The sequence below is a fragment of the Floridaenema aerugineum BLCC-F46 genome (assembly GCF_041929345.1).
Lineage (GTDB): Bacteria > Cyanobacteriota > Cyanobacteriia > Cyanobacteriales > Aerosakkonemataceae > Floridanema > Floridanema aerugineum.
Window position 1 is genome coordinate 1 of the sequence record NZ_JBHFNQ010000122.1, and the last position, 22,616, is coordinate 22,616.

Annotated in this window: 18 protein-coding genes; 8 read left to right on the plus strand and 10 right to left on the minus strand. The window is 39.6% G+C overall.

Features of this window, described 5'->3' with window-relative positions; genetic code table 11:
- Positions 1-189: 189 nt before the first annotated feature.
- The 6 genes from ACE1CC_RS16385 to ACE1CC_RS16410 all read right to left on the minus strand — a co-directional run bounded on the left by ACE1CC_RS16385 (position 190) and on the right by ACE1CC_RS16410 (position 10,295).
- Positions 190-942 carry a sulfotransferase family protein gene (locus ACE1CC_RS16385; RefSeq protein ID WP_413271503.1) on the minus strand — a complete coding sequence of 251 codons (753 nt, stop codon included), beginning with the start codon at positions 940-942 and terminating at the stop codon, positions 190-192.
- 9 nt (positions 943-951) lie between these two features.
- Entirely contained in the window at positions 952-4,524 is a 3,573-nt protein-coding gene (locus tag ACE1CC_RS16390; RefSeq protein ID WP_413271504.1) for a glycosyltransferase, read from the minus strand.
- Between the two features lie 32 nt (positions 4,525-4,556).
- Complete coding sequence (locus tag ACE1CC_RS16395) at positions 4,557-7,037, minus strand: glycosyltransferase (RefSeq protein WP_413271505.1); 2,481 nt, start codon at positions 7,035-7,037, stop codon at positions 4,557-4,559.
- A gap of 2 nt (positions 7,038-7,039) precedes the next feature.
- The gene (locus tag ACE1CC_RS16400; protein ID WP_413271506.1) at positions 7,040-7,924 is read right to left on the minus strand and encodes a class I SAM-dependent methyltransferase; all 885 of its coding nucleotides are present in this window, start codon (positions 7,922-7,924) and stop codon (positions 7,040-7,042) included.
- 21 nt (positions 7,925-7,945) lie between these two features.
- Positions 7,946-9,376: an ABC transporter ATP-binding protein gene (locus ACE1CC_RS16405; RefSeq protein ID WP_413271507.1), complete on the minus strand. Its 1,431-nt coding sequence runs from the start codon at positions 9,374-9,376 to the stop codon at positions 7,946-7,948.
- Between the two features lie 73 nt (positions 9,377-9,449).
- Positions 9,450-10,295: an ABC transporter permease gene (locus ACE1CC_RS16410; protein WP_413271508.1), complete on the minus strand. Its 846-nt coding sequence runs from the start codon at positions 10,293-10,295 to the stop codon at positions 9,450-9,452.
- Positions 10,296-10,749: 454 nt separating this feature from the next.
- Here ACE1CC_RS16410 and petP point away from each other — a divergent pair, with 454 nt between their 5' ends.
- The 5 genes from petP (at position 10,750) to ACE1CC_RS16435 (ending at position 14,675) form a co-directional block, all read left to right on the plus strand.
- Positions 10,750-10,941 (plus strand): cytochrome b6f subunit PetP, encoded by a 192-nt coding sequence (petP, locus tag ACE1CC_RS16415; protein ID WP_413271509.1) that lies wholly within the window; start codon positions 10,750-10,752, stop codon positions 10,939-10,941.
- Between the two features lie 17 nt (positions 10,942-10,958).
- Positions 10,959-12,125 (plus strand): Get3/ArsA fold putative tail anchor-mediating ATPase NosAFP, encoded by a 1,167-nt coding sequence (locus tag ACE1CC_RS16420; protein ID WP_413271510.1) that lies wholly within the window; start codon positions 10,959-10,961, stop codon positions 12,123-12,125.
- A gap of 21 nt (positions 12,126-12,146) precedes the next feature.
- On the plus strand, positions 12,147-13,190 hold the full coding sequence (chlG, locus tag ACE1CC_RS16425; RefSeq protein WP_413271511.1) for a chlorophyll synthase ChlG: 1,044 nt from the start codon (positions 12,147-12,149) through the stop codon (positions 13,188-13,190).
- A 186-nt stretch (positions 13,191-13,376) separates the two neighbouring features.
- Entirely contained in the window at positions 13,377-13,649 is a 273-nt protein-coding gene (locus tag ACE1CC_RS16430; protein ID WP_413271512.1) for a hypothetical protein, read from the plus strand.
- A 153-nt stretch (positions 13,650-13,802) separates the two neighbouring features.
- Positions 13,803-14,675 carry a ChaN family lipoprotein gene (locus tag ACE1CC_RS16435; RefSeq protein ID WP_413271513.1) on the plus strand — a complete coding sequence of 291 codons (873 nt, stop codon included), beginning with the start codon at positions 13,803-13,805 and terminating at the stop codon, positions 14,673-14,675.
- Between the two features lie 52 nt (positions 14,676-14,727).
- Here the strand turns inward: ACE1CC_RS16435 and ACE1CC_RS16440 are convergent, their stop codons facing one another.
- The 4 genes from ACE1CC_RS16440 to ACE1CC_RS16455 all read right to left on the minus strand — a co-directional run bounded on the left by ACE1CC_RS16440 (position 14,728) and on the right by ACE1CC_RS16455 (position 18,148).
- A complete protein-coding gene (locus tag ACE1CC_RS16440) occupies positions 14,728-15,315 on the minus strand; it encodes a Uma2 family endonuclease (protein ID WP_413271514.1) in 588 nt (195 codons plus the stop codon).
- Between the two features lie 12 nt (positions 15,316-15,327).
- Complete coding sequence (locus ACE1CC_RS16445) at positions 15,328-15,678, minus strand: hypothetical protein (protein ID WP_413271515.1); 351 nt, start codon at positions 15,676-15,678, stop codon at positions 15,328-15,330.
- 79 nt (positions 15,679-15,757) lie between these two features.
- The gene (locus ACE1CC_RS16450; RefSeq protein WP_413271516.1) at positions 15,758-16,570 is read right to left on the minus strand and encodes an inositol monophosphatase family protein; all 813 of its coding nucleotides are present in this window, start codon (positions 16,568-16,570) and stop codon (positions 15,758-15,760) included.
- Positions 16,571-16,708: 138 nt separating this feature from the next.
- On the minus strand, positions 16,709-18,148 hold the full coding sequence (locus tag ACE1CC_RS16455; RefSeq protein WP_413271517.1) for a BCD family MFS transporter: 1,440 nt from the start codon (positions 18,146-18,148) through the stop codon (positions 16,709-16,711).
- Between the two features lie 256 nt (positions 18,149-18,404).
- On the opposite strand from ACE1CC_RS16455, the gene ACE1CC_RS16460 reads away from it, so the two are divergent.
- The 3 genes from ACE1CC_RS16460 (at position 18,405) to ACE1CC_RS16470 (ending at position 22,542) form a co-directional block, all read left to right on the plus strand.
- Positions 18,405-19,355 (plus strand): aldo/keto reductase, encoded by a 951-nt coding sequence (locus ACE1CC_RS16460; protein ID WP_413271518.1) that lies wholly within the window; start codon positions 18,405-18,407, stop codon positions 19,353-19,355.
- Between the two features lie 346 nt (positions 19,356-19,701).
- A complete protein-coding gene (locus tag ACE1CC_RS16465; RefSeq protein ID WP_413271519.1) occupies positions 19,702-20,217 on the plus strand; it encodes a methyltransferase family protein in 516 nt (171 codons plus the stop codon).
- Positions 20,218-20,772: 555 nt separating this feature from the next.
- Complete coding sequence (locus ACE1CC_RS16470) at positions 20,773-22,542, plus strand: PA14 domain-containing protein (protein ID WP_413271520.1); 1,770 nt, start codon at positions 20,773-20,775, stop codon at positions 22,540-22,542.
- The last annotated feature ends 74 nt before the right edge of the window (positions 22,543-22,616 follow it).

A 22,616-nucleotide genomic window follows, 5' to 3' on the forward strand; every position in this document is an offset into this window, starting at 1 on the left:
AGTGTCAAATTGTTAGTTAGTAGGGTGTGTTAGCGCCTGCGTAACGCACCATAATTTTTGCTCTTAAATCCAGTTTTCTTGACTCTTGCTACTCCTGAAGAGTTAGGGGTGTGAGTGTCAAATTGTTAGTCCTCAGTCAAACTAAGTCAAATGGTGCGTTACGCTGCGCTAACGCACCCTACAAATTTATTACCAGTCAAACTTTTCTCCCAAAAATTCTTCAAGTTGTTGATTATATGGTTGAAAATATTCTTGCAGTTGTTGGCGAACTTCTGGGCTAACTTCTGGGTATTCCCCGGAGTTATATTTGTCGTATTGAGTAAGTTGATAACTGGGTAATTGCAAAAATTCCCAGACTTGATTTAGCACGTTATTTGGTTGATTATATAAGTTTTCACTGGGCAATACAAGAAACTGTTCTTTGGGGAAAAACTGCATCCAATGTTTTAGTTGTTCTACATAAATGCCTCTTGATAAATAGGTGTAATGTTGATGATTGTAGCTGTAGTAATTTTCATCAGCTAACATTTTGGCTGTTTCCCCTTTTAGTCTAGCGGATTCTTGGGCGATCGCATCCGCCAAACCCAACTTCTCAAATCCCAACCGCACTTCATGATAATAATGAGAAATCGTCCTTTCCACCGGATTTCTTAACAACGCAATCAACTTTACTTGGGGATACAATTTATAAATTCGTTGTGCTACCAAGGGATGAAAAATATAATAAGGACTAGCTTCCCCTGTAATACAACCTGGAGAAAGGCGTTTAAATTGTTGTCGATACCACTTCACACCTTTGGCAAAATTCAAATCAAAAAAATGCACCTCTTTTTGGCTAGCGGGGACAATTTGTGGGTGTTGAATTAGGTACTGGTACAAAGAAGTAGTACCGCTTTTTTGTGCGCCAATAATAAGAAAATTAGGCTGAAATTGCTGAAACATTGCTCATACTTACCTTGGATCTTGGAGTACTGCTTCTTTAGTTAACAAAAGATGATTATGCAGGAGGTCTTTTTCATCGAATAAACGGCAAACTTTCGCGTAGGCGTTGCTAGCCATTTTTGCTGATTTTTCGGGATTTTCTAAGCACTGATGAATCGCATTTGCTAAAGCTTTAGGATTCCCCGGATCGACTAAATAAGCGTCATGTTCATCAGCTACCATTTCGGGAATACCAAATACATTGGTGCTGACAATTTTTAACTCAAATGCCATTGCTTCTAAAATCACTCTGGGGAAAGATTCCTCAAAGGTGGAAAATACAAAAAGATCGCTCATGGCGAAAAAGTCATAAATTTCTTTAGTTTCGTGAAAGATATGTACGTTTGGCAAATTTAATTTCTTAATTTGATGTTTAACAAAATTCAGGTAACTGGGCACGCTACCACCAACGATCGCACAATATAACTTACTCTCCAACTCTGGATATTGAGTTGTTAACTCTTTGATCGCTTCCACTAAAATATGCTGTCCTTTCCGTTCGCAAATAGTTCCTACCATCAGCAGAAAGATGGCATTTCGATCGATCGCATATTTCGCCCTAAGTTCTGTTTTACTATGGGATTGGCGGAATTGATTGATTTTTTTGATCGCCACTGCACCCGGTAAAGTGCGGAAATTATCTTGCGTATTCAAGTATTGAAATATATTAGCCGTTGTTTGCGATTGAAAAACTATTCTCGTGGCGTTGACAAAACAATCATTGAGCACTTCCCTCATTGATAATCGATCGGCTTCTCCAAAACAAACTGTCAAGCTTTTTTCGGGAGAAACACTTTCATGAATATGCCAAATACTTGGCACATTAAATAATTTAGCTAATTCTATCCCCCAAGCAGTTGTCAAGGTGTTACATACCACTAGATCGAAGGAAGCTAAATCAAGACTATTTCCTAATTTTTTCAACCGCAGGCGATATTCTTCTAACATTTCATCAGCTTGGGGTAAATGTTTGGGAACTATTTTTACTGGAATATTCAATTCTTCATAAAACTCCCGTAAAACCCCATCTTCGGGAGAAATTACATTTACTTGATAACCCCCAACAGTGGCAAAATAACGAGCATAATTGTAAACAATTAAGGGCGCACCTTCGAGATTTAAGTTGTGAGTAACGACGAGAACTTTTAATTTCCCGACTCGATTTGTGTGACAATAATGGTAGGGATTGACAGCCATCCAGGGGTCATCGATATTTAAATTTTCGTTAATGTAGGGATCGCGAAAATCTGGATATCGGTGCAAGAAATTCAAGTGTTCTTGATAGTTATATTCTTTCCCTCTGGAAGCGCTGGTAACATGAATTAAGGTTGCTTGGGGGGTAACAACAACTCTTTTGCCAGATTCAAAAACCCGCAAACAGTAATCTACATCGTTGTATTGAACGGCGAATTTTTCTTCATCAAATCCACCTAATTCTTGATATAATTTTGTATTAGTTAAAAGACAAGCACCAGTGACAGCGACAACGTTGCGGGTGGCGTGTGGTAAAGCATTATAACCTGCCTCTTCTTTGGGTAAGCGATCGAACAAATGATCCGCTAATCCATGATGGGGGCCAACAATTACTCCGGCGTGTTGTATAGTGCGATCGGGATAATAAAGTTTCGCCCCAACTACTGCCACTCCCTCTACTGACATCCAGCCTACCATGTCTTCTAACCAACCGGGAGCTACCGCTTCTATATCATTATTTAAATGCAACATTAAGGGAGTATCAACATAGCTTGCGCCGATATTCATTAACCTTGCATAATTAAAAGGTTCGGTAGTTCTTCCCGAAGGAACGATTCGGCATTGAAAAACGTTTTCTCTTTCTAATTTCTGAAAATATTCGTGAGTTTTTTCTTCTTGGGAACCGTCATCAACTATTATCAGTTTAACGTAACGTTCATCGACGGTTCTTTTTAAACTTTCGACGCATCTTTCTAATAATTGAACTTTATCTCGCGTGGGAATGACAATAGTTACCGGATTTTCTGCTAATAAAGAATCATCCCATTTTAGCTGGTACAAACACCAACCATTTTTTTCGGCAATGGCGGGTAAAAAAGGTTTAGCTTTTAATCCCCGACGTGCGATCGCATCTGAGATCCCCCGATAAGCACTATCGAAAATATAGCGTTTTTGCATCCCATGAGAAGCAGTACTTTCGGCATGGCATCGCCAGTGATAACAAACTTTAGAAATATGCTTAACTTTTTCTGGTGTTGTTTGTTCGCTTACCCTTAAAAATAAATCGAGATCCTGTGCTCCTTCATATCCTTTTTGCATCCGCCCAACTTGGTCAATTAAAGTTTTGCGAATCACGGTAAAATGTTGAGTAAAATTATGAGTGAGCATCATTTCTGGACTCCAATCCCCCTTCAATTGGGGATCGTAATAACGCTCATTATCTATCTTATCTTCATCAGTATAAATCCAATCAACATCGGGATTTTTATTAATACATTCAGCAACGTGCAACAAAGCATCTGGCGATAACAAATCGTCGTGATCTAAAAAGCCGATGTATTCACCCGTAGCTAGTTCGATCGCCGAATTTGTAGACTCAACAATGTGACCATTTTCCGATCGCAAAACTACTTTAATGCGCGAGTCAGATTTCGCTGCTTTTTTAAGAATTTCTTTAACGTGAGGTTTAGTTGAAGCATCATCAGCCAAGCACAATTCCCAGTTAGGATAAATTTGGGAAGTTACCGACTGAATCATCTCTTTGAGAAATAGTTCATCGGTGTTATAAATAGGAACAACTACGCTAATTTTTGCGCCAGTATGTTTTAGTTTTTGAGCATCTTCTTTCATTTTTGCCAAGAGTTTTGGCGTTAAGCGATTGCGATCGATCCATCGTTGATAAGGATCTTGCAATTGCCAAGGATGAGTGATGTTGAAATTTGCGATCGCAGCATCAGGATTAGCTTTTAACTGTTGATAATAACGCCGCAATTTCCGCACCCATTGCATCGGCGAAGCAGATAAACGTCCGTGTTTAAATGCAGCTACAGCTTTCCTAAGAGCACCATAAATAAAAATAACTGGATTTAGGCTTGTAGGTTTTGGAGGTGTGGGAATAATCACTGTTACCAAGCGGGTAAAACAGCAAATTCTTTCCCCATTTTCCAAAATCGCATCAATTTTAATCCTCACACTTCCCGAAAAATTAGGCCCTAAAAAAATGTTCCAGCGAAAACCTGATAAAGCAGCATTTGGTACATCAGGAAATACTTGTGCCACATCAGGACGAGGTACATTATATGTAATTTGTTCTTCCCCCGCCTCATCTCTAGCTAACAATAAAGCGCGAATCGATCGATTGCGGCTACAAAGCCAACCAGCTACAACCAAAGTGCTGTTAAGATTAACTTCATGAGTAGTTGGCGCATCCAAACAACCCATTAATTCCCCGCTAGGAGTTACTTCAACAAAAGGTGATTCTTGTACAGCAATATCTGTCTGTTTCCCCTGTGGTAGGGTAGACTTAGTACTTTGCAGAATTTTCTCAACTACACCGCCAATTTTGTTCATGTTTGCTCAATTGTTTTTGGTGAAATTATTCCTTACTTCAGCCTTAGCAATGCTTGTTTAATTTTTACGAATATACCGCTTTTTGCTTGACTAATAATTCTTCGCGCCTCCTGCAATTCTGCTTGAGTATTGCGAAGTTCGGCTTGAGTTTGCTGCCATTCCCCCTGCATTTGTTGTAACTGCACCTGACTTTGTTGTAACTGCAACTGCACTTTTTCCCATTCAGCGTAAATCAACTTTGTTTGAGCTTGAGATTCTTCCCAAGCTGCATGAATTAACCTTGTTTGTTCCTGCGCTTGTTCCCAAGCTAAATGAGTTTGTTGTAACTGAGATTGGGATTTTTCCCATTCCTCATGAATTTTTTTAATTTCTAATTGTGCTTGTTCCCATTGAGTATGAATTTCTGTTGTTTGAGATTGAGATTCTTGCCATTGGGCATTAGTTTGTCGCAGTTGTTCTTGCGCTTCCTCCCAAGCTGTTTGGATGCGCTGCACTTGCGCCTGTGATTCTTTTCCTACTACTTGCGCCTTTTCCCATTCTGTTTGAATTTTTTGGGTTTGTTCTTGAGATTTCTGCCATTCTGTTTGAATTTTTTGCACTTGAGATTCTGCTTTTTCCCATTCGGAATGAGTTAAACGCAGTTCTTTTTGTGCTGCTTCCCAAGCTGTTTGAATTTGGTGCAATTCTTGATGAGAAATTTCCCCGAAAGCTTGCACTTTTTTAACTTCTGCTTCTGCTGATTCCCAAGCTGTTTGAATTTGCTTAACTTGGGCTTCTGCTGAAGTCCAAGCTGCTTGAATTTGTTCTAATTCCTCTCGTGCTTCTTCCCAAGCAGCTTGAGCTTTTTGTAAACGAAATTCCATGTCTTCGCTACGCAGTCTTTCTCTTAACAAAGCTGCATCTTTTTGAGCCAAAATGTTGGCGAAATTACTCTTATAAATATCCAAGTGTTTAGTAGATATGTAACGCACTAATTTTTCGTGATTTTCGGGAATTCGACAAAGACTAACCATCGAATCTTCTCTGACTCGATAATCAAACATGACTTCAGGAATATGATAGAACTTCCAGCCTTTAGCTGCTGCACCTAACCATAAATCCCAGTCTTCATAACCTAATTTATCGGGTATTTTATCATCATAACCACCACAATCTAGCCAAACTTGTTTCCGCAATACGGCACAGGCATCAATATAGTTACCCATCGCCAGTTTATTTATATCAAAATCTGGCACGGGCAAAATATCTTTTCTGCGATCGAATAGTTGCACGTCTCCGTAAACAACTCCAATTTCAGGAAATTTATCGAGAATTTCGATACTTTTGGTGAGATATTCTGGTCTAATTTGATTGTCGCTATCTAAAGGTAAGATGTAGCGTCCTCTAGCTTTGCTAATTCCTTTATTTCTCGCTCTAGCTAATCCTTGGTTACTTTGGTCAATCACCCAATAACCGTTATCTTTTAAATATTGTAAGACTTTTTTGGTTAAAGGTTCCGTCGAACCATCATTAACAATGACGATTTCATAAACAGCTTCTTGGCAACTTTCCACACTGGAAATTGCTTCTAAGATAAACTCTCCTTGGTTATAGCAAGGAATCACCACTGAAACAGCAATTTCTGAGTTTTCTTCATTGGTAAATTCTGTTTCACTTTCTAATACATCTGCTGATGTAGTTGTTACTTGAGTGTGCGTCACTTCCGTTAATCCTGCTAATTCCAAAGAAAAATTATCGGGTAAATCTGCTGCTGCTTCCAATTGGGTTAAAAGGCTAAAGCATTCGGAATATTTATTATAGATATGTTTTACCACTGAACTCTGCCAAGGTAAGTTGGTAAACATCCGCCAGTCGTAAATTTGTTTAAATTTGGCTTCCCAGTCACTATCAGGAATTTGCCAATCCAACTTACTTTTTAAAAGTTTAACTAATCGTTCTGGTTGTTCAATAATGGTGCTAACATTGACTAAAATACTTTGCTCTGAATGTTCCCGATAAAACTTTAACAAATGTCGATTATAAAACGCCCAAGCTTTCAGTGCATAGTCAGGACGATCGGCAAATACTAAAGAATTAGGGCGAACAATTGAATTTAATACATCCCAAGGATAGCGGTAAACAAATAGATATTTTACTTCTGGTAATAACTGATGCCAAAAGTCTAACATTAGGGTGGTACGTGGGTCTTTCCAACCCCAAATTTCCCCATAGTCTTGCCGACTTTTGATTAACTCTTTGGCTGTTTCTTTGTATTGGGAAAACTTGCTATAATCTAAAAATTCGCTGGTTGTCCATCCCCAATCATGCCAACCTATTTCTTCGCTACGGCAAGAATTTTTGAGAACTTCTCTTTGGAACTCTAAAAAGTCTAAGTCTTCAAAATAGCCTTTGAGATTTAAGGCATCTGAGGGAAAAAATCTCTCTCCTAAGTTTACTCCGATCGCTTGAATAAATGAAGCTACCAACGAAGTGCCTGAGCGGTGCATTCCTGTTACTATCAGCGTCAGAGACATTGTTAATTTCCTGCTTTTGTTTGCATTAACTCGGCTTTTTCGGGCCATTTTGGGGCATCCAGTGCCTTTTCTACTGCTGTTACTTTCAGGGTAACTTGTTTGCCTTTAATTGCTAAAAATGTATTGCGATCGCTTTCTTGGTTTAATCTTTTTCTTTCATAATTAATTACTGGGGGATTGTGGCATTCGTACACTGAAGTAAAGCCAACTGCTGCTAGTAAGTTATAAAAAGAATAGCGAGTAAACCAAAAACTTGTCTGATTATCTAATGATGCCCACAAAGAATTTTCTTTCTCTTCCGGCGTTGCTTCAACACTGTGTTCCACATAGCTGCTACCCCAATATTTCTGATCTTTATAAAGATAGCATTTTTCGGCGTTTGTGCTTACGTGGGTGTCTGCGATCGCCAAATTCTCACACACTTGGGCTATACTTTCCATAAAATAAAAAGCATCGGGCAGATCCAAATGGTAAAAAATGCCCAAACATAATACTACATCAAAACTGCCATACTTAGCTTTACTGAGATTTCTCACATCATCTTGAACGAACTGAAGATTATCTAAACCTAAGATATCTTTAGCGAAATTTGCCTTAGCGATATTCGCTTTTCTTCCTTCTATTCCAACTACTTGCGCCCCTTGCAATGCCAGTTCTACTGCATATAAACCTTCCAAGCAAGCTAAATCCAAAACTCGCAACTGTTCCCAAGGTTTATTAACAGTATCGGCTATCATTTGTAAGATTCGCCTTACCTTAATTTCTGAATTATTCCCGCGATCGCTAATTGTGTAAATACCATTGCCAAGGTGAATGTTATGATTAGTCCATTCACCATATTTAGCAACGATCTCTTGTTGTTTTAGTTTAATAGTTTCCGGTTCCATTTACTCAACCTAAACAACAAATCACAAATGTTCTCCCAAGGCAATTTCAATTTCTTGGCGATGTTTTTCGGTTAAATCCGAGTTAATAGTTAAACTCGGTTTAATCATTAAGTCAACAATCCCAGTACTGTAGGAATTAACCTCTGGTTGTACTCTAAACATGGCGGCATCAATATGCCTAGACAAAAAGGTAAAATGCCCATCAACTAAACCTGTAACACCTGCATTTAAGAAGTACACTCCTGGGGTTAACAAACATTTGAAGCGGAACTTAACTATGACAATTGTTTCCGGTTCAACTTGATAAATTTCTTGAGAAGAAGCAGTAAAGGAAGCACCTCCGAGTTCTAAACCGCTGACAGTTTTAATTAACATTCCAAACCGCACTTGTTCGGCTGGTTTCACAAAGGCAACCGAGTAGGTGTAAATGTATTCTTTTCTGCCTACTAAGTTATTGACTACTGTACCATCAAGCATGGTAATGTGAGGATTAATTATTTTGGCTCCTCGTGGCACATAAGAAATAGTATTTGCTGGCACTAATTCGGGATCTAAAAATTCTCGAATTTCCGCTTCTGCAACATTTTCCGGTGCTGTTTCACAGGTAACATCAACAACGGTCTTATTTTCGATAACCGAAATATGCTGTTTAAATGAATCGTAGCTAACTACGTTTTGTAATTCCCGAATTTCTTCTCTTAAAGTGGCAACTTTTTCTTCCGGGGCATACATTAACTTGTGATATTTATCGAGAACAAATTTCGGGTGATGGAAGAGTAACTTTTCGCCTCTATCCATTAAAATTGCGGCATCACAAATGTCAATTACAGCACTTGCTGAGTGAGAAACAAAGAGAATTGTGCCACCTCTGGCGCGAATTGATTGAATTCTGGAATAGCACTTGCGTTGAAAAGCTTCATCACCTACAGATAGGGCTTCATCTACGATTAAAATATCCGGTTCGACGCTAGTGGCAACAGCGAAAGCCAACCGAACAAACATTCCGCTAGAATAGGTTTTTACTGGGTGGTCTATAAAATCTCCGATATCTGCAAAAGCTGCGATTTCATCAAATTTTTCGCCTATTTCCTGATAGCTTAAACCCATCAATTGACCGTTAAAAAATACATTTTGTCTGCCAGTAAATTCTGGGTTAAAACCACTACCTAATTCTAACAATGCGGCGACTCTACCGTTAACATGAACTTCGCCGCTGGTGGGGGTGAGTGTACCAACAATGATTTGCAGTAATGTACTTTTACCAGAACCATTGCGTCCGACAATTCCCAAAGTTTGCCCTTGAGGAATGTCTAGATTCAAATTTCGCAGTGCCCAAAATTCTTGACCTTGAGTTTTCCCTGGTAATAATAACTCTTTTAAGCGATCGACAGGACGAGCGTAACGCTTGAAGCATTTCGAGACGTTTTGGAGAGAAATTACGATTTCAGTCATGGAATTGCCGCTATGATTAAAAACTAATTTTCAGAGGACAAGCGAATTTTTTTATGGGGTTTTTGATTTGAATTTAGAGAACATCAGCGAAGGCACAACGCAAGCGCCGATAGACCGATAAACCGCCATAAAATACTATTAAAGAGAACAGAGAAACGATTCCCCATTCTCCTAAATGCTTGACTGTGCCGCTTAAAATTAACTCTCGATAAATTTCTGCGATCGAAGTCATTGGATTTAGCCAAAATACCCATTGTCGGAACTTTTCAGGAATCACAGTAATCGGATAAACGATGGGAGTCAAATAAAACCATAAATTAGTTAAAACTACCAAAGTTTGCGGTATATCTCGCAGAAAAACTGTTAATCCTGCCACCAAATAACTTAAACCCGCAGTCAAAAGTAACTGGGGAATCCAAATTAGTGGTAACAGCCAAAGGGTAAAATGAATTGTCTTTGTTGTCAGTGCTACTAAAACGATTAAAGACATCATTCCTAGCGTACTTTCCACAAAGGCAGACAGAACTGGAACCAATGGCAACAAAGCCAGAGGAAACACTACCTTTTTGACTAAATTAGGTTGATTAATTACCGAATTAGCTGCTGGTAATAACCCGCCCACGAACGCATTCCAAGGAATTAATCCGGCAAAGATCCATATTCCAAAAGAAAGGTTGCTCTCTGGTAGTCCATGTAAGGGCAACTTGACTTTTAAAACAATAGAAAAAACGTAAGTGTAAATCAGCAATTGTGACAACTGGTTGAGTAAAGGCCACAAATTGCCCAAAACAGACCCTTTGTGCCGCGCCTCCAAGTCTCGTATTACCAGCGCCCTGAGTAGATCCAACTTAGCCCGCCATAAAGCATTAATCGGTAGCTTATTGCTTAACCTTTCTGCTTTTCGGGCAACTCCTCTCATTGACCTCAGCAATGCCTGTTTCCTCACTCACAATCAACACACCACACTCCGCGAAAAACTGAGTTAGTTGCTTCCAGCTTTGACCTTGTTTAGATTCAGTTCCGAGCCACTAAATCGGTTTTTCCTACTAAAGTTAGACAGTATAGCAGTGTTCCGATCGTCTAGAAAGTGGCTAGAAGATGTATTTAAACAAGTATTTATGGTTACTACTAAGCCATGTTTCCGAAGCGATCGACTGCTCACTTAACGTATTAGGTTAAGATTTTATTCGGATTTTGGCAATTGATTGGGGAGGTGGGGAGGTGGGGAGGTGGGGAGAGTTTTGAGTTTCTCGTCAGGAGAGTTTCTCGTCAGGAGAGTTAATCAACTTCCCCATCTCCCCATCTCCCCAAAACCCATTGCCCAAGTGCCACAGTACCTTTAGACTGTGTATGGTTGATAGATTGGAGTTGGAATGGAAATCGGTCAAAAAGTGCAGGTACGCCGTCTTAGGGATAAAGCCCCAGCAAACGTGATTAGTCGTTTAGGTAAGATCGGGACAATCAAAGAATTCAAAATGGTAGATGGCAGCGGAGTCGGTGTAGTTGTCCAGTTTGAGGACAATTTTACCACTTGGTTCTTTGAGGATGAAATAAAGCCCGTGTAACCCCATAAGGAAGACAAATGTCGCTAATTTTGACTTTTTTGGGCAAAGGTGGTACAGGTCGGACAACAGTTGCGATCGCAGCTGCGAAAAAGCTAGCCCTTCAGGGGAAAAAAGTTCTCCTGGCAACACAGGACACAAGTCCAGCTTTTGGGCTGCTTTTGGGTGCTACCTTGAGCTCAGAACCACAGGAACTGAGCCCCAATTTATATGGGGTTCAGTTTCAGACTTCCTTGCTGCTAGAACGCAGTTGGGAAGATGTGAAAAACCTGGAAGCGCAATATTTGCGGATGCCGTTAATTAAAGAAGTCTACGGTCAAGAGTTGGGAGTCCTACCCGGAATGGATAGTGCTTTGGCTCTCAATGAGATCCGCGAGTATGATAAAAGCGGCAAATATGATGCGATCGTCTACGATGGCATCGGAGATCAAAACACATTGCGAATGTTAGGAATGCCAGAAATTCTTAGCTGGTATCTGCGTCGCTTCCAGACGATTTTTAGCAATTCTGATTTGGGTAAAACTCTTTTGCCCTTTCTGCAACCAATTGCTAGTGCAGTTCTAAATATTAGCCTGACCCCAGAAAACTTGTCCCAATCTAACAAAGCCACTAATCTTTTAGAGGAAGGTAAAAAAGCAATTGCCGACCCCCATCGAGTAGCGGTTTACTTAGTAACTACAGGCGACCCAAGCAGCATTGCTACAGCTAAATATTTTTGGGGTAGTGCTCAACAAGTGGGTTTAACTGTTGGTGGGGTAATTCTCAATCAAGCGATTTTGCCGGATACTGTGGTTGCGGAAATTGCAGAAAACTTAGAACAAGTTTACGAGAAGTTCGATCGCGAATCTGCCATTACTAATACGGTAACTTCTGAATTTGCACCCCTAAAAATTAGCAATATTCCTAACCGTGTGGGTGAAGACTGGCAACCTTTAATAGATGCTTTGCCTGATTTCCGCCAAGCGGCAATGGTTCCCAAACCAATGGAAATTGACTTGGCAGCAAAGCAAGTAAAATTATTTTTGCCAGGGTTTGACAAAAAGCACGTTAAACTTACCCAACATGGCCCGGAAGTTACTGTGGAAGCCGGAGATCAACGCCACAATATTGAATTACCTCCCCAATTGAGTGGACAATCAGTTAGGGGCGCAAAATTCCAAAACAGTTATTTAATTCTTTCCTTCTAACTAGAAAATCTAGTAGCAGCAATGTCTGACCTCACACAACCTGAACTTACTCCAGAAAAAACCGAACAAATACCAGTAGATGTTCAACCCAACACTGAGGCGGAACTCGCGGCGAGTCGCAGTGCTAAAACTCGGCAAATGCTGGGCATGAAAGGTGCGGCATCTGGGGAGACTAACATTTGGAAAATTCGCCTGCAACTGATGAAGCCAATTACTTGGATTCCCTTAATTTGGGGAGTCGTTTGTGGTGCGGCTTCTTCTGGTAACTACACCTGGACGTTAGAAAATGTATTAATTGCGGCTGCTTGTATGTTAATGTCTGGGCCGTTGTTAGCAGGATACACCCAAACCATCAATGATTTTTACGATCGCGAAATCGACGCAATCAACGAACCCTATCGCCCCATTCCTTCCGGGGCAATTTCTATTCCCCAAGTCATCACTCAAGTTTGGGTGTTGTTATTAGGAGGAATTGGAGTTGCTTATTTGTTAGATTTGTGGGCAGGTCATGATTTCCCGACAATTACAGTTTTAGCGATCGGTGGTTCTTTCATTTCTTACATTTATTCTGCACCACCTTTAAAGTTAAAGAAAAATGGCTGGTTGGGCAATTATGCTCTCGGTGCCAGTTACATTGCTTTGCCTTGGTGGGCAGGTCACGCATTATTTGGCGACCTCAATGCCACAATTGTAATTCTCACGCTATTCTACAGTTTAGCAGGTTTAGGAATTGCGGTTGTTAATGATTTCAAAAGTGTGGAAGGTGACAAACAACTGGGTTTACAATCTCTGCCAGTAATGTTCGGAGTCACCACTGCTGCTTGGATTTGCGTGTTAATGATTGACATTTTCCAAATTGGAATTGCTGGCTACTTGGTTTATATTCATCAGAACTTGTCTGCCACAATTTTGATGTTGTTAGTCATCCCGCAAATCACTTTCCAAGATATGTATTTCCTGCGCGACCCCTTGAAAAACGACGTAAAATATCAAGCAAGCGCCCAACCTTTCTTAGTTTTAGGAATGTTGGTAGCTGGTTTAGCTTTAGGTCATGCAGGAGTGTAAGAAAAGCGATCGTTGTCAGGACTTTAGCCGTGTTTTGTGGCATGGTAAAGACTAAAGTCTTTACAACGGACACAGAGCGTAGGGGTAATTCATGAATTACCCCTACGACGGTAAGAGTGTCAATTCTAGATAAATAGATAAAATGTGGGATAGTACACATTCGTCATTCATCAGCAGTAAGTAGCCGTGTTTAAACTGCTTTATCCCCTAGTTCATGCCATTCAACCCTATTTAGTACCGATCTGCTTTGTTTTAGCATGGTCATTAGTAGTTATGATTGCTTGGAGTTTGTTCTCAGCTTTTTCTGATAGCGTCTCCAGAGCCAAAAAAATGCACGAAATCCCCTGTACAGGTTGTCAGTTTTTCACTGCTGACTATCGCCTGAAATGTACAGTGCATCCTTCAATTGCTAACACCGAAGATGCCATAAATTGTAGCGACTATCAAGCCAGAAAGTAGAATTATGTTAATCAGAAAACTGAGTGAGTGTGAGGAATTTATTGCTGTTTATGAGTAAATCAGGGACAGGTAAAAGGTAGAAGTTTAAAATTAATTATTTCATCTACGTTTATCTGCGTTTATCTGCTTTCATCTGCGTAGTAAAAAAAGATTATGAACCAAAACAAATTAGCGTTATTTTGCGCCTGTTTCTTAGGAATTAACTTATTTTGTACCCCAATAGCAAACGCCCAAAAAATATCTAGTCCGGTATCCCAACAAAATTACACAACGCCAGAATTTTTCCAGAATCTAACCAAAGCAAATGTGGTTTATTTAGGAGAAACTCATACTAGCGAAGCAGATCATAAAGCGCAGTTAGAGATTATTCAACAACTTTATGCGAAAAAGCCGAAAATTGCGATCGCAATGGAAATGTTTCAGCGTCCTTTTCAGGGGGCGATCGATCAATACCTAGCTGGAAAAATCACCGAACAAGAACTTTTAACCCAAACTGAATATCAACAACGTTGGGGTTTTCCTTGGGAATATTACGCCCCCATTCTGCGTTTTGCGAAAGAAAATCTCATCCCCGTTTTAGCTTTAAATACTCCCAGCGAAGTCACCCGCAAAGTTTCCCGTCAAGGATTAGAAAGTCTTACAGCAGAAGACAAAAAATACATTCCTCCTATTTCTGAAGTTCGCACAGATAACGCCGCCTATCGTCAAATGTTGTTAGAGGTTTTTAATCAACATCAACAAGGTGGACATGGTTCCAGTGCGAGTTTTGAAAGATTCTTTTTAGCACAAGTGCTTTGGGATGAAACAATGGCGGAAAGCATTGCCAATTTTGTTAAAGATAATCCAAATTATACAGTAATTGTGTTAGCTGGACAAGGACATTTAGTGTATGGTTATGGTATTCCTAGTCGCGTTGCTAGACGTTTAGATAATAGTTTAGTCCAAAAAACTATATTACTAAACTTTGATTCAGAATTGCCATTAAAAAAGGATCAACCCGTCGCTGATTTCCTGTGGTCAAATTAATTGTACGTTGTTGCGCTTCAGCGCTATTCCCACGCTCAGTGGGAACAACGAACTATTCTTCGGTATCATTAAAGTTGACTTGTTCGTAAATGTCGTTGAGGTTAATTTGTAAGTTTATTGAGCTTAATTGTACAGTTGCATTTTCTGATTCATACTCAGTTAATAACCATTTTCCATCAAGCGTTTTACTATATTGCATGGCATAATATTTGGTTTGGTCTATTAAAATATACTCTTTAAATTCAGGAATCGATCGATAATAAAGAAACTTATCTCCTTGGTCGTAATTTTTCGTACTTTTAGATAAAACTTCAACAATTAATGAGGGATTAGTTACAGTAGTTGTATTCGTTCCTGTATAAATAGGTTCGCCTTCAATTACCATTACATCAGGATAAGTATATTGACGATAACGAGGTATCCACAAACGCATATCAACAAAATAAATATTGTAATTTTGCCCTCTCAAAGCAAACTTCAAGAAAGCGAAAAAATTACCTACTATTTTATTATGATTACTAGTTCCACCTGCCATTGGTACAATTTCCCCATCTCGATACTCATTTTTATACTCTGCTTTTGCTTCTAGTTCTAAATATTCTTCGGGGGTATAGGAACGTTTGAGAGTTTGCGTTTCCATAATTTACACCTCTTAAGAACGGCGAAAGGCGACAGAAATACCAAAAAGAAAACCTAGTGCGATCGCTACTGCTAATTTTTCCCAAGGTAGCACAAATAAAGCGACAATTCCCACCAATGAACCAAAGGACAGACCCCAAAATAGTAGCCTCATTTTGTGGGAAGAAAACTGCAATTTCTCTTCTATAGCTTGGATCGTAATATCAATACTATCCAAATCTTGAATTATTCTTTGAATATCCTTACCTGTTTCTCTTTCTAATCTAGCAATAGCTTCTCTATCTGCTTTTACCGGAGATATTGACAATCTGAGTAAAGCTTCTTTTAAGGGGTATTCTAACTTGGTTTGTAACTTGTTATCCATCACTATTTATCCTCGATAAATTGGCGATAAGGAACCAATGATTTAAACAATAAAGCTTTCCCTAGTACCCAGTGCCCAATCACCTTTTCCCTAAAAATTCTACCAAAGGTTTAAAGGTTGGGATTAATTCTGGGCGACTGACTACTAAAGTGGGATAAGATCGATCGCCATAATCTTCCCCCTCTTGTAACGGAAAAGGTGATTCCTCTCCCAGATTAACAAAAATACCCCCAGCAGCTTGAACAATGGGCCAAATTCCTGCTAAATCCCACACTTTTGGGGTAGTTTCCACACCGCCTAAAGCTGCGCCAGTAGCAACAGAAAGAAAATCATAAGTTGTCACACCCAACATCCTAATTTTACAAGGGATATTGTTTTGCAAGACTTCTGTACTGCGGGAACAAAGATTAAAAAAGTGATTATTGCTAGGCTCATCTTTACTAGTACGAATTGGGATATTATTTAAAAATGCGCCATTAGATTCATTAGTTTGAGAATCTCCGTACCAATAACCATGAAAAGATTGATTAGTGTTGGGAAAATGTACATAACCAAAAATTGGCATTCCTTGGTAAACTAAACCTAAAGAAATTCCCCAAATCGGAATTCCTCTAGTAAAATTAGTTGTGCCATCGATCGGATCGATTACCCAACACCATTCTGCACCAGAAAAGACATGAGATCCTTCTTCAGTTAAGACATCGTGACTGGGAAAATGGTCATAAATGGCATTTTGAATTTCTTGATCTGCCCATTTATCAGCTTGAGTAACCAAACTTCCATCAGCTTTGAAATCTGGTTTTAGTTGAGCATAATCTGCCAACAATTTAGTTCCTATTCTCGCGGTTGTTGTTTGAGCAAAATTATATATTTCCGTCCAAAAGTCAGCCATTGATTTTGATTTTAGGTTTGAGATTTTACATTTTTTCCTAGATAAATCTGGGAACTTGGCGATCGGTAATAGCTATTGATGATTAACTAATTACCAATCACCAAATAGTTTAGGACAATTTTGGCTCAAAAGTTATATTTAGTCTAGGTCGTTTTGCATGAGAGTTGCGATCGCTTTATTAGCACTAGTGCGAAACTCTTGGACATTGACTCGACTTAACAACCAAATTGCCAGTAACATTCCCACCGCTTGCAAAGCAAACACCAATCCATAAGCTAAGACTGGAACTTTAAACAAAGTCCGACCGATATCCAAAACTGCACCACCAGTTAGCGTTGCCGTTCCCCTTGCCATTGCTTGAGACAATCCCCAAGCACCGACAAAAGTCCCAGCCGTTTCTGCTGCGGTTAAGTCTAACATTAAACTGAGTGCGCCAGTAGTAGCAATACCAGCAGACAAACCAAACAAAACTAATGTACCTTGGAAAACTTGGGCATTACCAGTAAATCCAGATCCAATAATCAAAATAAAGCAAACTGCCACTAATAAACAACCAAATTTAGTAGTTTTTTGCTTACCGAGTCGAGGGACAATCAAAAACCCTGTAGCCCCCAAACTCATTAACATTCCAATTCCCCAAAAAGTGTTTAACAAAGAAGTTTGCCCAATTGACAAACCAAATACTTCGCCACCGTAAGGTTCTAAAACAGCTTCTTGCATAAATAAGCTAATTGTCATCACCAGCAAAAAGGTAAAAAATAACCCTGTTTGCCGACTTGCTGTTAATATTTTCAGTGCTTTTCCTAAAGTAATGCTATCTTCTCTAGCGATTAAATGCGATCGAGAAGTATAGCGAGAATATTTTTTCTCAACTCCAAAAGTAGCGATGATTGCCAGGACTAAAACAATTGCCGGAACAACAATAAAAAACCAGCTAATTGACGATCGCACAACGTCCAAAGAAGCATTATTTTCTAATCTTCTGAGTAAAATCTTGCTGGTAATTCCGCCTACCGCGATTCCCACAGTCATCATTGACCAGACAATACCGATTAACTTTCCGCGATCGTCCTCATCAGAAACATCTACCAAAAGAGCGAAAAAAGGAGTAGAACTAATACTACTTGCAATTCCGTAAAAAGCAAAAACTAACCCAGCTAAAGCAGTCCAAGCAATAGTAGAAATTGTCCAAGACCATTGTCCGTTAGCTTGCACTAAACCACCTAATTGCCAAACAACCTGCACTGCTAAAGATAATATCAAAGTAAATAAAGCAGCACCAATCCAAACATAACCTGTGCGATGAAAACCAAAAATGGTTTTGTTGTCAGACATTTGACCAAACCAAACTCTGGTTGGCGACATAAACTGAGAAATTGCTAATACTCCCGCTGTAATAGTTGCGGGAATAGCTAACTCATCAATCATGACTCGATTGAGAACTCCCAGCGTTAAAACTGCCAAAATACCTAATCCCATTTGAAATAATGCCAACCGAAACATCGTCAGCAAATTAAGTTTGGGAAGTGGTTGCTTGACTTCATTTACTTGCGAATTAGATAAATCACCTGTTGCCATTTTTCTAAAAGTCTAATTACTAATAAGTCCACTGATCTTAAGATAATATTTTTGCTGTTCTAGGGACTGGGAATTGGGAAAGATATAAGTTGTAGGGGTGGGTGAGAGCAGATAAGTCTGTAGTCACCGTAGAAGAGTTAACCACAAAACCCGCCCTTAACTTTTGAATTCTCCTCCCCTCTGCCCTCTGCCCCCCTGCCTTCCCTGACGATACACTAAAAGAGTATGAAGAAATGTAAAGAAAAGGTAGACAGCCGTGCAAACCATCACTTTAGGACAAAATGGCCCCGCAGTCACACCCTTATGTGTGGGAACTTGGGCATGGGGTGATAAACTGTTTTGGAGTTACGGCAAAGATTACGGTTCCGAACAGTTACGGGAAGCTTTTCATGCTTCAGTAGATGCGGGGGTAAACTTTTTTGATACTGCGGAAGTTTACGGCAATGGAGTTTCCGAAGAATTGCTAGGACAATTCATCAAAGAAACTGATAAACCCGTGCAAATAGCCACAAAATTTGGCCCTTTTCCTTGGCGATTTACGGGAGGTTCAGTTTCCGACGCTTTAACAGCTAGTTTAAGACGTTTGCAGCTGGACTCAGTAGAACTTTATCAAGTTCACTGGCCTTTTACCTTTTTTCTGAGTCAACAAACTTTGATGCAAGCTTTAGCTGAAGAATACAGAAGAGGCAGAATCAAAGCAATAGGAGTCAGCAATTATTCGGCTGAAGAAATGCGCCAAGCACATCAATATTTAGCTGATTTTGGTGTACCTTTAGCAGTAAATCAAGTGCGCTACTCGTTACTTTCCCGCAAAGTAGAAACTAAAGGAATTATTTCCACTGCCAAGGAATTAGGTGTTACAATTTTGGCATACAGTCCTTTGGCGCAAGGTTTGTTAACTGGAAAGTATGTTCCTGAGAATAATAACCAACCAACTGGGGCGAGAAAAACTGATTCTCGTTTTAGTAAAAGTGGGTTAGAAAAGATCTCTCCTTTAATTAGTTTAATGCGGGAAATTGGGAATAAGTACGATCGCACCCCCGCCCAAGTCGCCCTAAATTGGTTAATCGCCCAAGGTAACGTCATCCCCATTCCCGGCGCAAAAACTGCCGAACAAGCTAAACAAAACGCAGGCGCTTTAAATTGGCAAATGACAGAAGAAGAAGTCGCCAAATTAGAACAAGCAAGCCGCCCTTGGTTAGAATAAACAATTTAGGACTTACGCAAAGGCTGTATTCGTAGGGTGTGTTAACGCCAGTGTAACGCACCGTTCCACCATATATAGAGTTAGTGCGTAAGTCCTACAATTAATAGACTTCTGGCAAAAGCCGACAATCTCCCTATATAAGGTGCTACGCATTTAAATCCAATAAAGCGGCGGGCAAGATGCCCACCCCACAAGAAAAAGGTAAAATTTGGCTCTCAAATTAGGTGCGTAGCAGCTTATCTGTGTTCATCTGTGTTTATCTGTGGACATCTGTGGTAAAAAATCCGAGATTTCCAACTTTTGCCAGAAGTCAAAATTAAAAATCTAATTCTTACCTACCGGAACTATGAAACTGTTATCAGACTGGGGCTTTTCTCTAGAAGGTTTACGAACAGGCAATAAAGGCGAATATTGGTTTTTTATTCAAGCTTTGCTAATTATAGTTTTTCCTTTTTTACCCGTTTACCGCCCAACTTGGTTAGAAATTAACTCATCTAATTTTTTGTATGTGACTTGGGGTATCGCCGCTGTTTTAGTATTAATCGCCTTAGTATTTTTAGGCAAAGGTTTAATAGATTTAGGAAAACAGTTAACACCTTTACCTTATCCTAAAGAAAATGGGGAATTAGTGCAAACAGGAATTTATAGTTTAGTGCGCCATCCTCTTTATAGCGGGTTGATTTTTTTAACACTTAGCTGGGCAATTTTTCAAATGAGTTTGTCTCATTTATTAGGCGTTTTAATTATATTTATCTTTTTTAATGCGAAGGCGAGTAAAGAAGAAGCTTGGTTAAGTGAGAAATTTCCCGAATATGCAGAATATCGGCAAAAAGTCAAGAAGTTAATTCCTTGGTTATATTGATAAAAATAGGACTTACGCAACTGGCACAATCAGTAGGGTGCGTCAGACAGTAAATTTGATTGAAAGAATCAGGGTTTTAGTGTCTGACGCACCCTACAATTCGATTCAAATATGACACTTGTGTAAGTCCTGAAAAAGTAACTTTCGTAAAAGTAAGTTGCTTTCTATCTTTTCTCCTACTCTGATAAAGTAGGCTTTTTGTAATGAAATTTTGGTAATTTTACTTAATTTACAAGTAATTACGCAAAAAATTCACAAAAATCTTGGCGTTTACGCAGAAATACGAGAAATTTATATTTCCGCAAAATTACTCTTATCAAAACCTACTGCTCTGAAGCTATTGTGTAATCAAACGCTCTGATCAGGATTTTTTTATGTTTGATTCAGATTCAACTAATAGCTTTCCACAACCTTTTTCGCCGCTTACTAATTCAGGTTTGCATCTCCAACCAACAGATGAATTTTCGCCAAAATTGCTAAATAAACAGCTATCTTCCCCCCCCCCACATATTAGGAGAAGTTAGTCAAGAGGTAATAGATACAAAAAGTTTAGTATTGAGCGGTAATTCAAGTTTGATGCTGCTTTGTGCATCGCCATTAGGACAAGAATCTGATAGTTTAAAGACAAATAAATCATCAGTAGATGAGTTAACTGGGGAGGTTTTATTAAACAGTAATCATCCAATCTTAGAGCAGGCGATACAATCTGCTCAAAATAATTTGAAAGGTCTGGCGAAAGATACAGATTTCAATGCCAAGATGAATCGCGCTTTCGATAATGATTGGAATGCTGAGGTATTTAGTAATTTAGTTCAAGAGTTTGCTAAAGGTAATTTTAGTCAGCTACCAGCAATTGAAATTCTGCCATCTGCGGCGATTAATGGGGCGAATGGCGCGTTTGCTAGTGTGACGAATACGATTTATTTAGCGAAAGAGTTTGTTGAGCAAAATGCTGGTAATTTAGATGCGATTACGAGTGTGTTGCTGGAAGAAACGGGGCATTTTATTGACTCAAAGATTAATGATTCTGATGCTGCTGGGGATGAAGGAGATATTTTTGCGCGAGTTGTGCAAGGTCAGACGATAAGTGCAGGTGAACTTCTGGGGTTGAAGGGTGAGGATGATACGGCGACTGTTACGTTAAATCAGGAGGCTATTGGAATCGAACAATCTACTTCAACTATTAGTGGAAATTCCACAGTAGTTAATAATTTAGACAGCAGTGATGGATATAATCCTTTACGCTCAAATAGTTTCTATGATGATTATCGCCTCACCGGAGTTAGTGCTGGTCAACAAGTGCAACTGAATATGAGTTCCACTGCCTTTGACACCTATCTGCAACTGGTCAATGAAAGCACTGGACAAGTGATTCAGTTTGATGATGACTCTGGTGGTGGAACTAACTCTCGGTTGAGTTTTACCACACAATCAGGGATTAATTATTTGGTACGAGCTACTAGCTATAGCGCAAATTCTACAGGTAGTTATAGTTTGAGTGCGACATCACAAAGCACTTCAACACCAGTGAACTCGATCGCTAGTCTTAGCATTAACCAAACTCAAAGTGGACAACTGAGTAACACTGATTTGGCTAACCCTACCCGCAGTGGAATGTTTGCGGATGATTATCGCCTGACTGGAGTTAGTGCTGGTCAACAAGTGCAACTGAATATGAGTTCCACTGCCTTTGACACCTATCTGCAACTGGTCAATGAAAGCACTGGACAAGTGATTCAGTTTGATGATGACTCTGGTGGTGGGACTAACTCCCGGTTAAGTTTTACCACACAATCAGGGATTAATTATTTGGTAAGGGCTACCAGTTATAGTGCAAATTCTACAGGTAGTTATAGTTTGAGTGCGACAGCAGGACAAGGACAAACTCAAATTCCTACGAATAATTGGAGGGCTGAGTATTTCAATAATATCGACTTAGCAGGTACTCCAGTCTTTGTGGAAAACTTGGGAGATGGTAGCCAGGGTTTTTCTCGCAACTGGGGCAATGGTTCTCCTAATAGTAATGTACCCTCAGACTACTTTTCGGCTCGGATGACGACTCAACGTTATCTAGCGCCTGGTTTGTATAAGATTACAACTCAATCTGATGATGGTGTTCGAGTTCGTATTAATAATCAAACAGTAGTCGATCGCTGGGTCGATCAATCATTTGCCACCAACTCTGGCTATTTCCGATCCAACGGTGGTACTTTACCAATTGCAGTTGAATACTACGAGCGTGGTGTAAATGCAGCTATAAAGTGCGATTCGTTTAGTCAAAACCGAGAAATCGGGGGACGACTAGCAGTATCAAGTAACCAATAGGTTGAGAAGCACTTAAATCCTTGGTACTGACAACTTCATAACCTTGTGAGTGAAGGCAAGTATCCTAGAAAGCC

What these genes read in the sequence shown, in the direction of transcription:
- ACE1CC_RS16385 (WP_413271503.1), bottom strand. Translation starts at nt 942, where the DNA reads ATGTTTCAGCAATTTCAGCCTAATTTTCTTATTATTGGCGCACAAAAA.
- ACE1CC_RS16390 (WP_413271504.1), bottom strand. Translation starts at nt 4,524, where the DNA reads ATGAACAAAATTGGCGGTGTAGTTGAGAAAATTCTGCAAAGTACTAAG.
- ACE1CC_RS16395 (WP_413271505.1), bottom strand. Translation starts at nt 7,037, where the DNA reads ATGTCTCTGACGCTGATAGTAACAGGAATGCACCGCTCAGGCACTTCG.
- ACE1CC_RS16400 (WP_413271506.1), bottom strand. Translation starts at nt 7,924, where the DNA reads ATGGAACCGGAAACTATTAAACTAAAACAACAAGAGATCGTTGCTAAA.
- ACE1CC_RS16405 (WP_413271507.1), bottom strand. Translation starts at nt 9,376, where the DNA reads ATGACTGAAATCGTAATTTCTCTCCAAAACGTCTCGAAATGCTTCAAG.
- ACE1CC_RS16410 (WP_413271508.1), bottom strand. Translation starts at nt 10,295, where the DNA reads ATGAGAGGAGTTGCCCGAAAAGCAGAAAGGTTAAGCAATAAGCTACCG.
- petP (WP_413271509.1), top strand. Translation starts at nt 10,750, where the DNA reads ATGGAAATCGGTCAAAAAGTGCAGGTACGCCGTCTTAGGGATAAAGCC.
- ACE1CC_RS16420 (WP_413271510.1), top strand. Translation starts at nt 10,959, where the DNA reads ATGTCGCTAATTTTGACTTTTTTGGGCAAAGGTGGTACAGGTCGGACA.
- chlG (WP_413271511.1), top strand. Translation starts at nt 12,147, where the DNA reads ATGTCTGACCTCACACAACCTGAACTTACTCCAGAAAAAACCGAACAA.
- ACE1CC_RS16435 (WP_413271513.1), top strand. Translation starts at nt 13,803, where the DNA reads ATGAACCAAAACAAATTAGCGTTATTTTGCGCCTGTTTCTTAGGAATT.
- ACE1CC_RS16440 (WP_413271514.1), bottom strand. Translation starts at nt 15,315, where the DNA reads ATGGAAACGCAAACTCTCAAACGTTCCTATACCCCCGAAGAATATTTA.
- ACE1CC_RS16445 (WP_413271515.1), bottom strand. Translation starts at nt 15,678, where the DNA reads ATGGATAACAAGTTACAAACCAAGTTAGAATACCCCTTAAAAGAAGCT.
- ACE1CC_RS16450 (WP_413271516.1), bottom strand. Translation starts at nt 16,570, where the DNA reads ATGGCTGACTTTTGGACGGAAATATATAATTTTGCTCAAACAACAACC.
- ACE1CC_RS16455 (WP_413271517.1), bottom strand. Translation starts at nt 18,148, where the DNA reads ATGGCAACAGGTGATTTATCTAATTCGCAAGTAAATGAAGTCAAGCAA.
- ACE1CC_RS16465 (WP_413271519.1), top strand. Translation starts at nt 19,702, where the DNA reads ATGAAACTGTTATCAGACTGGGGCTTTTCTCTAGAAGGTTTACGAACA.